At 63.5% G+C, this 9,569-nt stretch carries 8 protein-coding genes; 5 read left to right on the plus strand and 3 right to left on the minus strand.

Going from position 1 to position 9,569, the window contains the following annotated elements; genetic code table 11:
• Nucleotides 1-108: 108 nt before the first annotated feature.
• Nucleotides 109-2,787 (minus strand): alpha-ketoglutarate dehydrogenase, encoded by a 2,679-nt coding sequence (gene mdeB, locus HX792_RS23535; protein ID WP_176998337.1) that lies wholly within the window; start codon nt 2,785-2,787, stop codon nt 109-111.
• Nucleotides 2,788-2,978: 191 nt separating this feature from the next.
• Between mdeB and HX792_RS23540 the strand changes: the two genes are divergently transcribed.
• From HX792_RS23540 to HX792_RS23550, 3 genes are all read left to right on the plus strand, one after another.
• Nucleotides 2,979-3,893 (plus strand): class I SAM-dependent methyltransferase, encoded by a 915-nt coding sequence (locus HX792_RS23540; protein ID WP_176998338.1) that lies wholly within the window; start codon nt 2,979-2,981, stop codon nt 3,891-3,893.
• Between the two features lie 149 nt (nt 3,894-4,042).
• Entirely contained in the window at nt 4,043-4,762 is a 720-nt protein-coding gene (gene pcsA, locus HX792_RS23545) for a phosphatidylcholine synthase (RefSeq protein ID WP_176998339.1), read from the plus strand.
• Nucleotides 4,763-4,953: 191 nt separating this feature from the next.
• Nucleotides 4,954-5,733, plus strand: coding sequence for a TSUP family transporter (locus tag HX792_RS23550; RefSeq protein ID WP_176998340.1), 780 nt, complete (start codon nt 4,954-4,956; stop codon nt 5,731-5,733).
• On the opposite strand, the gene nudC is transcribed toward HX792_RS23550, so the two are convergent.
• Together nudC and HX792_RS23560 are read right to left on the minus strand one after the other, a co-directional pair.
• Nucleotides 5,701-6,534, minus strand: a complete 834-nt coding sequence (nudC, locus tag HX792_RS23555; protein ID WP_176998341.1) for an NAD(+) diphosphatase — start codon at nt 6,532-6,534, stop codon at nt 5,701-5,703. The genes HX792_RS23550 and nudC overlap by 33 nt on opposite strands.
• A 5-nt stretch (nt 6,535-6,539) precedes the next feature.
• The gene (locus HX792_RS23560; RefSeq protein ID WP_176998342.1) at nt 6,540-7,352 is read right to left on the minus strand and encodes a crotonase/enoyl-CoA hydratase family protein; all 813 of its coding nucleotides are present in this window, start codon (nt 7,350-7,352) and stop codon (nt 6,540-6,542) included.
• A gap of 192 nt (nt 7,353-7,544) precedes the next feature.
• Here HX792_RS23560 and HX792_RS23565 point away from each other — a divergent pair, with 192 nt between their 5' ends.
• Both HX792_RS23565 and HX792_RS23570 read left to right on the plus strand, forming a co-directional pair.
• The gene (locus HX792_RS23565; protein WP_176998343.1) at nt 7,545-8,813 is read left to right on the plus strand and encodes a chloride channel protein; all 1,269 of its coding nucleotides are present in this window, start codon (nt 7,545-7,547) and stop codon (nt 8,811-8,813) included.
• 62 nt (nt 8,814-8,875) lie between these two features.
• Nucleotides 8,876-9,430: a UPF0149 family protein gene (locus HX792_RS23570; RefSeq protein ID WP_176998344.1), complete on the plus strand. Its 555-nt coding sequence runs from the start codon at nt 8,876-8,878 to the stop codon at nt 9,428-9,430.
• The last annotated feature ends 139 nt before the right edge of the window (nt 9,431-9,569 follow it).

Genomic DNA, 9,569 nt, shown 5'->3' on the forward strand with positions numbered 1-9,569 from the left:
TACTTGACCAGTTCAGCTTGCCTGCGATGGCGGTGGGTCAGCCGATGCATCTGTAGCTGACCCACCGCTATCGCAGGCAAGCCAGCTCCCACAGGTGATCTCTGTTGTTCAGGAGATCCAGGACGCGGCACGCTCCGATTGCAAGCCGTACTTCTCTATTGCCTGTTGGCATACCTCCCGCGCCAAACTCCCCTGCTCCACCAACGCCGTCAATGCCGCCAGCACGAGGTGATGGCGGTCCACCTCGAAGAAATCCCGCAACGCCGCCCGTGTATCACTGCGGCCAAAACCGTCGGTACCCAGTACGATGTAACGGGAGTCCACGTACGAGCCAATCATCTGCGGCACCGCCCGCACATAGTCGGACACCGCCACCACCGGCGCACCCTGGGGCAGGCACGCGTTCACATGACTCACCCGCGTCGCGTCCTGCGGATGCAGCCGATTCCAGCGCTCCACCTCCCGCGCATCCCGCGCCAGTTCGCTGAAGCTGGTCACGCTGAACACTTCGCTGCTCACCTGCCAATCCTCCGCCAGCAGCTGCGCCGCCGCCTGGGCCTCGCGCACCAGCGTGCCGGAGCCGAGCAGGCGCACTTGGGCATTGGCGGCGCCCTCCAGGCGATACATACCCTTGATGATCGCGGCCTCCACGCCGTCCGGCAGGCTCGGCTGCGGGTAGTTTTCGTTCATCAGGGTCACGTAGTAGAACTCGTCCACATCGTGCTCCAGCATCTGGCGCATGCCGTGGTCGAGGATCACCGCAAACTCCCCGGCAAACGCCGGGTCGTAGGCGCGGCAATTCGGCACCGTCGCCGCCATGAGGTGGCTGCTGCCGTCCTGGTGCTGCAAGCCTTCGCCGCCCAAGGTGGTGCGCCCGGCCGTGGCGCCCAGCAGAAACCCTCGGGCGCGTTGGTCGGCGGCGGCCCAGATCAGGTCGCCGACCCGCTGGAAGCCGAACATCGAGTAATAGATGTAGAACGGCAACATGCGCAGGCCATGCACCGAATAGCTGGTGGCCGCCGCGACCCAGGAACTGATGGCGCTGGCTTCACTGATGCCTTCTTCGAGGATCTGCCCGTCGGTGGCCTCGCGGTAGCTGAGGATGGAGCCGATGTCTTCCGGCTCGTAGCGCTGGCCCACGCTGGAATAGATGCCGATCTGCTTGAACAGGTTGGCCATGCCAAAGGTGCGCGCTTCATCGGCCACGATCGGCACGATGCGCGGGCCCAGGGCCTTGTCCTTGAGCAAGTTGGTGAGCATGCGCACAAAGGCCATGGTGGTGGACATTTCCTTGCCGTCGGCCGCCGTGGCAAACCCGGCGTACCCCGTTATCGACGGCACCGCGACCGTTGCCGCCACCGGGCTGCGGCTGGGCACATAGCCACCCAAGGCGTTACGCCGCTGGTGCAGGTAACGCATTTCAAGGCTGTCATCAGCCGGTTTGAAGAAACTCAGGGATTCGGTCTGTTCATCGCTGAGCGGCAACTGGAAGCGATTGCGGAAGGCGATCAGCGCGTCGCGGTCGAGTTTCTTCTGCTGGTGGGTGGTCATCTTGCCCTGCCCGGCCTCGCCCATGCCGAAGCCCTTCTTGGTCTGGGCCAGGATCACCGTGGGCTTGCCCTTGACCCGGCGTGCCGCGTGGTAAGCCGCGTGAATCTTGACCATGTCATGGCCGCCGCGCTTGAGGCGGTCGATCTGCTCGTCGCTCATACCTGCCACCAGCGCCTTCAGGGACTCGCTTTGGCCAAAGAAGTGCTCGCGGTTGTAGGCGCCGTCCTTGGCGGCAAAGGTCTGGAATTGCCCGTCGACGGTATTGGACAAGGTGTTGACCAGCGAGCCGTCGGCGTCCTTGGCGAGCAAGGCGTCCCAGTCCGAGCCCCAGACCAGTTTGATCACGTTCCAGCCGGCGCCAGCGAACAGCGCTTCCAGTTCGTCGATGATTCGCCCGTTGCCGCGCACCGGGCCGTCGAGGCGCTGCAGGTTGCAGTTGACCACCCAGGTCAGGTTGTCCAGGCCTTCGCGGGCGGCCAGGGTCAGGGCCGACATGCTTTCCGGCTCGTCCATCTCGCCGTCGCCGAACACACCCCACACATGGCGGTCGGTGGTGTCCTGCAAGTGGCGATGCTGCAAGTAGCGCATGAAGCGCGCCTGGAAAATCGAGCTGATAGGGCCAATGCCCATGGAGCCGGTGGGGAACTGCCAGAAGTCGGGCATCAACCACGGATGGGGGTAGCTGGACAGGCCCCGTGCGCCATGGTTGGGGCCACCGATTTCCTGGCGATAGTGGGCCAGGTCGTGCTCGCTGAGGCGCCCCTCCAGAAACGCACGGGCGTAAATCCCCGGTGCCGAATGCGGCTGATAGAACACCAGGTCACCGCAAAAGCCCTCGTTGCGCGCGCGAAAGAAGTGGTTGAAGCCCACTTCGAACAAGTCCGCCGCACTGGCGTAGCTGGCGATATGGCCACCCAGTTCGCCATAGGCCTGGTTGGCGCGCACCACCATGGCCAGGGCGTTCCAGCGCACCAGCGAGGCCAGGCGCTCTTCGGTGGCCAGGTCACCGGGGAATGGCGGTTGCTGTTCGACGCTGATGCTATTGATATAGGACGTGCCGTGGCGTGGTTTCCAGTCGATGTGCGGGGCGCTGCCTTCACGGGCCAGCAGGTCGAGGATCTGCCGCGCCCGGGCCGGGCCGGCGTTGGCCACCAGGGACGCCAGGGCGTCGCGCCACTCGTCCAGCTCTACCTGATCCACTGCTGTGTGATTGACTGCACTCGCGAAACCGTTCATGGGCACCTCCGGGCTTTTTTTCCAGTTTATGTCGGTGCCAGAGGATTATTTGCCTGTTATCAGGCGCAGCTTGCTGCTTTTTGAGCATGAATCACTGCCAACCGGCTTTTTTCCAGCACGTTGTGCTCAAGCACCCCGAAACCCTGCAACTGTGTTTAAAATGCCGCCCGCTCAATGACTGACACTCAACGATGACCCCAGACGCACTCGCCACCCTGCACGCTCACCTCGTCACCGCCCTGGCCACGCCACCGGACGAAACCCGTCGCCTGTTCCACGGCCGTGGCCGTTGCTGGCCGGGCCTGGAACAACTGACGGTGGACTGGCTGCAAGGCGTGGTGCTGGTCTCGTTGTTCAAGGAGCCCGAGGCGCAGCCACTGGAAGACTTGAAACAGCTGCTGCACACGCAACTGGCCGACTACACCGTGGCCCTGCAACACCGCTACCTGCCGCAAAGCACCACCGAATGGCTGTCGGGCAACCCGGTCGAAGAGCTGATCATCACCGAAGGCGGCCTGCGTTACCTGATCGACCTGGGTAAAAAACAGAATAGCGGGCTGTTCCTCGACATGCGCTACGGCCGCAACTGGGTGCGCGAACAGGCCAAGGGCCAGCGCGTGCTCAACCTGTTTGCCTACACCTGCGGGTTCTCCGTGGCGGCCATCGAAGGTGGCGCCGAGCACGTGGTGAACCTGGACATGGCCCGTGGCGCCTTGAGCCGTGGCCGTGACAATCACCGCCTGAACGGTCATGACCTGAGCCAGGTCAGCTTCCTGGGCCACGACCTGTTCAAGTCCTGGGCCAAGGTCACGCACAACGGCCCCTACGACCTGGTGATCATCGACCCCCCGTCCTTCCAGAAAGGCAGTTTCCTGCTGACCAAGGACTACCAGCGCGTGCTGCGCCGCCTGCCGGACCTGCTCACGCCACAGGGCACGGTACTGGCCTGCATGAACGACCCGGCCCTGGGCGAAGACTTCCTGATCGACGGCGTGACCCGCGAAGCGCCGGGCCTGCGTTTTATCGAACGGCTGCAAAACCCGCCGGAATTTCCTGATATTGACGCGCAAAGTGGCTTGAAGGCCTTGGTGTTCCGCCAGGGCTGATGCCGAATCGTCCTACGCTTGCTACGCTAAGTGATACACCGGGGCGGTGAACCTTATCCCCCCCTTCCCGGTCGATACCTGCATTCCCCGGCCAGACTCGACGGCGTTACGTTGTCGGCTGCCCCGTTTCACCTTTTGGAGAACCGCCCGTGATATCGACCCTGCATGTAGCCAGACTCAAAGCCTGGGGCGCCCACGGCTTCACCGCCACCGGTGTGGTGCTGGCCTTTCTGGCCACCCTGGCGCTGCTGGAAAACTCGCCCAAGGCCTGCCTGCTGTGGCTGGGCCTGGCGCTGGTGGTCGATGGCGTCGACGGTTCCCTGGCACGCCGGGTCAATGTCAGCACGGTGTTGCCGAGCTTCGACGGCTCGGTGCTGGACCTGGTGATCGACTACCTGACCTATGTGTTCATTCCTGCGCTGTTTATCTACCGCTACATCGACCTGCCGGACTTCACCCACCTGTTCACGGTGTCGGTGATTTTGGTGTCGTCACTGTTCTGTTTCTGCAACGTGAACATGAAGAGCAAGGACAACTACTTCGTCGGCTTCCCAGCGGCGTGGAACGTGGTGGCCCTGTGCGTGTACATCATCCAACCGGAAGCCTGGGTCACACTGCTGACCGTGATCGGCCTGGCACTGCTGACCGTGACGCCGATGAAGTTCCTGCACCCGTTCCGGGTCAAGCGCTTCATGCCAATCAATATCGCCGTCACCACGATCTGGCTGCTGTGCAGCTTCCTGATGGTGGTGGACTACCCGAACACCAACCCGTGGACGTTTGGGTTGTGGTCGCTGATGTCGGCGTATTTCCTGGGGATTTGCATCTGGCGTACGGCGCTGGAGTGGATCGAAACACACAGGTCCTAAGCGGGCACCGTAAGAATGTGGGAGCTGGCTTGCCTGCGATAGCGGTGGGTCAGTCAACCTATCGGTAGCAGGTCCACCGTCATCGCAGGCAAGCCAGCTCCCACATTGGAACTACCTACCTCCGGCAGGTAAGATGCAGGCCTTTGGCGCAGCCCCTTCGCTGCGCACCCTGCCAAGAATAAGCCCTGCCCATGCCCTTCGAACTCAGCGTTGACCTCACCACCCTCGCCATCCTGGCGCTTGTCGCCTTTATCGCCGGTTTCATCGACGCCATCGCGGGCGGCGGCGGTCTGCTGACCACACCGGCCCTGCTCACGGCCGGCATGCCACCGCACCTGGTGCTGGGCACCAACAAGCTCAGCTCCACCTTCGGCTCGGCCACCGCCAGTTTCACCTTTTACCGCCGCAAGCTGTTCCACCCACGCCAATGGGTGCATGCCATCGTCGGCACGCTGGTCGGCGCGTTGAGCGGCGCCGTGGTCGCCCACTACCTGCCCGCCGAAACCCTGAACAAAATGCTGCCGGTGATTGTGTTCGCCTGTGGCGTGTACCTGCTGTTCGGCGGCACGCCCAAGGCGCCGCTGGACGCCGATGCGCCGATCAAGAAGAAATGGCAATCCACCCAGGGTTTCGGCCTGGGCTTCTACGACGGCGTGGCCGGCCCGGGCACCGGGGCGTTCTGGACCGTGAGCACCATGCTGCTGCACCCCATCGACCTGGTGAAGGCCAGCGGCGTGGCGCGCAGCATGAACTTCGTCAGCAACGCGGGCGCGCTAACGGTGTTCATCATCAATGGTTCGGTGGACTGGATCGTCGGCCTGGCAATGGGCGTTTCGGTGATGTGCGGCGCGTTCTTTGGCGCCCGCAGCGCCATCAGCGGCGGCGCCAAGTTCATTCGCCCGGTGTTCATCACCGTGGTCCTCGGCCTGACGGTGCGCCTAGCCTGGCAGCACTGGTTCAGCGTGGCCTAAGCGACGGGCCAGGTAGAGGTCGATCAGGTAGCGCGCAATCGAACGTGACGCCGGCAACGGCGGCAGGTCGTGGATGTTGAACCACTGCGCGTCTTCGATCTCGTCGGCCTGGGGCACGATGTCGCCGCTGGCGTATTCGGCATGGAAGCCCAGCATCATCGAGTGCGGGAACGGCCAGCACTGGCTGCCCATGTATTGGATGTTCTTGACCTCCACCTGCACCTCTTCGCGCACCTCGCGGATCAGGCAGTCTTCGGCCGACTCCCCCGGCTCGGCAAACCCCGCCAGCGTGCTGTACACACCCGTCACAAAGCGTGGCGAGCGGGCAAGCAGGATCTCGTCGCCACGGGTCACCAGCACAATCATGCTCGGCGAAATGCGTGGGTAGCTGCGCAGGTCGCAGGCCTGGCAATGCATCGCACGCTCGCGGGGCACCTGGACCATGGCCTGGCCGCAACTGCCACAAAAGCGGTGTTCGCGGGCCCAGGTGCCGATCTGCGCGGCGTAACCCAACACTTTGTACAGCGTGTGGTCGCCTTGCAGCATGAAGGCGCGCAGGCCCTGCCAGCTGCAACCTTCCACTTCGGCGGCGGCGTCCAGTTCCAGCAGGTAGACCGGCTCGCCGTCGAGGTGGCCGATACCGTGTTCGGCAAACACCGCCAGGTCCTGGCGCTTGAGCCATTCCCGGGGGAACAGCGGGCCGTTGGCGTCATGCAAGAAGCCGTCGCGGCTGCGGGCGACGGCCCAGCCGCCAGGGGTGTCGTTGTCCAGAAGTGTTGTGGTAATCCAGCCTGGGGTCATGTCAGTCAATCCACGAATTCGGGTTTCTGCTTACTCATGTGGGCCGCGATGGCCACGCGCAGGTCGTTGGATTGCAACATAGCCGAGTTCCAGGTGGCAACGTATTCCAGACCATCATTGACTGTGTGGTCACGCATGTAGCTGATCATGGCCTTGGTGCCGGCCACGGCAATCGGCGACTTGGCGGCGATTTCATGGGCAATCTCCATCACCCCGGCCAGCAGGGTTTCCTGATCGGGATAGACGCGATTGACCAGGCCGATGCTGCGCGCTTCCTCGGCACCGAACTGGCGACCGGTGTAGGCCAGCTCGCGCAACATGCCGTCGCCGATGATGCGCGGCAAACGTTGCAGGGTGCCGACGTCGGCGGCCATGCCGATGTCGATTTCCTTGATGGAGAACTGCGCGCCCTCGGCGGCGTAGCGCATGTCGCAGGCGCTGATCAGGTCGATCGCACCGCCGATGCAGTAGCCCTGCACGGCCGCCAGCACCGGCTTGCGGCAGTTGTCGACAGCATTGAACGAGGCTTGCAGCTCAAGGATCTTGCGGCGCAGCAGGCGTGCGTTGCGGCCCACGTCCTTGCCGAATTCATTGGCCACCGACGCCAGCATCATCAGGTCGATGCCAGACGAAAAATGCTTGCCGGCCCCGCTGAGCACCACGGCGCGCACGGCGTCGGTGTCTTCGACCCACTGGAAGATGTCGATGATTTCGGTCCAGAACGCGGCGTTCATCGCGTTGATCTTTTCCGGGCGGTTGATCTGCACATGGGCAACGTTGCCGGTGAGTTCGACGACGAAAGCTTGGTATTCGGACATGGCAGTGATCCCTGACTGGCGAGTAGTAAGGCCCGAACTATACCAAGGGTGCAGGACGGCGCATCGGCCAAAACCGGGACTGGCAAAGGTAATGAAATGTTGTGGCGCGGCGCTTCATGCAGCGGCGATACATTTCACCCAGGGCAGGCGATTTATCGGCTATACAATCAGGGCCATTGTCTGGAGTTGTGTATGCCGTCCACGTTTCGCTCATCGTTGATACTGGCCCTGGTGGTCGTGCTGACCGGCATCGGCGCGGGGCTTGGCGGCATGCTCCTGGCGTTGCTGCTGCACGGTATTCAACACCTGGCCTACGGCTACAGCCTCGACAGCCTGGTCAGCCACGAAACTTTCCTGCTCGGCGTGACCGCGGCCGCCCCCGAACGGCGCTTGCTGGTGCTGGTGGTCTGTGGCCTGGTGGCCGGGTTCGGCTGGTGGCTGATTTATCGCTACGGCCGGCCGCTGGTGAGCATCAAGCAGGCGGTGTCGGAGAAGATGCCGATCATGCCGCCCAAGACCACCCTCGCTCACGCCGTGCTGCAAATCATCACCGTGGCCCTCGGCTCGCCCCTGGGCCGTGAAGTGGCGCCACGGGAAGTCGGGGCCTTGGCCGCCACCTGGTTATCGCAGCGGACGCGACTCGCCCCGCCCATGCATCGCCTGATCGTCGCCTGCGGCGCCGGCGCGGGCCTGGCGGCGGTGTACAACGTGCCGTTGGGCGGCGCAGTGTTCGTGCTGGAAGTGCTGGTGGGCGTGTTCAGTTGGCCGGCGGCGGTGATTGCCCTGGCGACCTCGGCGATTGCCGCCTCGGTGGCGTGGATCGGGTTGGGTGCCGAATCCCAATATGTGGTGCCGCACTTTGTGCTGAGCCCGGCCTTGATCGCCTGGGCGGTGGTGTGCGGGCCAGTGTTCGGGTTGGCAGCTTACGGTTTCACCCGGCTCACCGGCCGCGCACGGGCGAATGCCGCACGAGGCTGGCGCCTGCCGGTGTTGTCAGTGATCAACTTCACGGTCATCGGCGTGTTGGCGATGTGGCTGCCGCAAATCCTCGGCAACGGCAAAGGCCCGGCACAACTGGGGTTCGACAACGAACTGAGCATCGGCCTGGCCGCGTTGCTGTTGCTGGTCAAGGTGCTGATCACCACCAGCAGCCTGCGCGCCGGCGCCGAAGGCGGGCTATTGACGCCGGGCCTGGCCAACGGCGCACTGCTGGCGATCATCCTTGGTGGCGCCTGGAGCCTGGCGTGGCCGGGCGTCCCCCTGGGGGCGTTTGCGATCATCGGTGCGGCGGCTTTTCTGGCGTCCAGCATGAGCATGCCGCTGACGGCGATTGTGCTGGTGGCGGAATTCACCCGTATTGAGCATGACTTCCTGGTGCCCATCATCCTCGCAGTGGTGGGCTCGATGTGCGTGAGCAAGCTGTGCTTGCGCCTGGAAAGTACTGGAAAAAAACCGTCCTAAGTACCATCCTTCGCGCTTTAAGCCGCCCCACCTGCGGCGCTCGACGTTTAAAGGATATGCCCATGCACGCCCACCCCCTCACCCCGGCCGAATTCGAATTCATCGAAGACACCCTGCTCAAATACGGCGACGACCATTCCGTACTGAACCTGGCCGAACTCGACGGCTACTTCACCGCCCTGGTGTCCAGCCCGGTGCAAGTGGATGTGGCCGAGTGGTTCCCGGCGATCTGGGGCGGGCAAAACCCCGAGTGGGAAAGCATGGACGAAGCACAACGCTTCCTCGAACTGTGCGTGCGCCACCTCAACACCCTGGCCGAACAACTGGCCACCGACGCCAGCGGCTTCAAGGCCCGCTTCGACGAAACCGACCACCAGGGCCACACCGTGACCCTCGCCGAAGAATGGTGCTTCGGCTACATTCGCGGCGCCGCCATCGGCAACTGGCCGGAACTGCCAGCCGCCCAGGCTGCAGAGCTGGAAAAAATCTCCTGGTGCGCTGAGCAGGACAACTTCGAGTTGCCGGCAGACTTGGATGTAAAGGCACACCAACAACGCGCCAACGAAATCGAACCCGCAGCGCGGGCGCTGCATGATTACTGGTTGGCAAAGCGATAGGTGTATCTGAAGGACCGAGTCGCCTGCATCGCCGGCAAGCCGGCTCCTACAGGTCTTCGCTTTTGATCTACACCACTCAAGCCGGCTGTCAGGCCGCTGTGCTCTTGCTTTTGATCCTGGGCGCCCCGTCAAACACGCT

It is taken from the genome of Pseudomonas sp. B6002 (genome assembly GCF_013385985.1).
Lineage (GTDB): Bacteria > Pseudomonadota > Gammaproteobacteria > Pseudomonadales > Pseudomonadaceae > Aquipseudomonas.

Excerpts from the sequence above, each read along its gene's own strand:
- mdeB (WP_176998337.1), bottom strand. The coding sequence starts at position 2,787 with ATGAACGGTTTCGCGAGTGCAGTCAATCACACAGCAGTGGATCAGGTA.
- HX792_RS23540 (WP_176998338.1), top strand. The coding sequence starts at position 2,979 with ATGACCCCAGACGCACTCGCCACCCTGCACGCTCACCTCGTCACCGCC.
- HX792_RS23550 (WP_176998340.1), top strand. The coding sequence starts at position 4,954 with ATGCCCTTCGAACTCAGCGTTGACCTCACCACCCTCGCCATCCTGGCG.
- nudC (WP_176998341.1), bottom strand. The coding sequence starts at position 6,534 with ATGACCCCAGGCTGGATTACCACAACACTTCTGGACAACGACACCCCT.
- HX792_RS23560 (WP_176998342.1), bottom strand. The coding sequence starts at position 7,352 with ATGTCCGAATACCAAGCTTTCGTCGTCGAACTCACCGGCAACGTTGCC.
- HX792_RS23565 (WP_176998343.1), top strand. The coding sequence starts at position 7,545 with ATGCCGTCCACGTTTCGCTCATCGTTGATACTGGCCCTGGTGGTCGTG.
- HX792_RS23570 (WP_176998344.1), top strand. The coding sequence starts at position 8,876 with ATGCACGCCCACCCCCTCACCCCGGCCGAATTCGAATTCATCGAAGAC.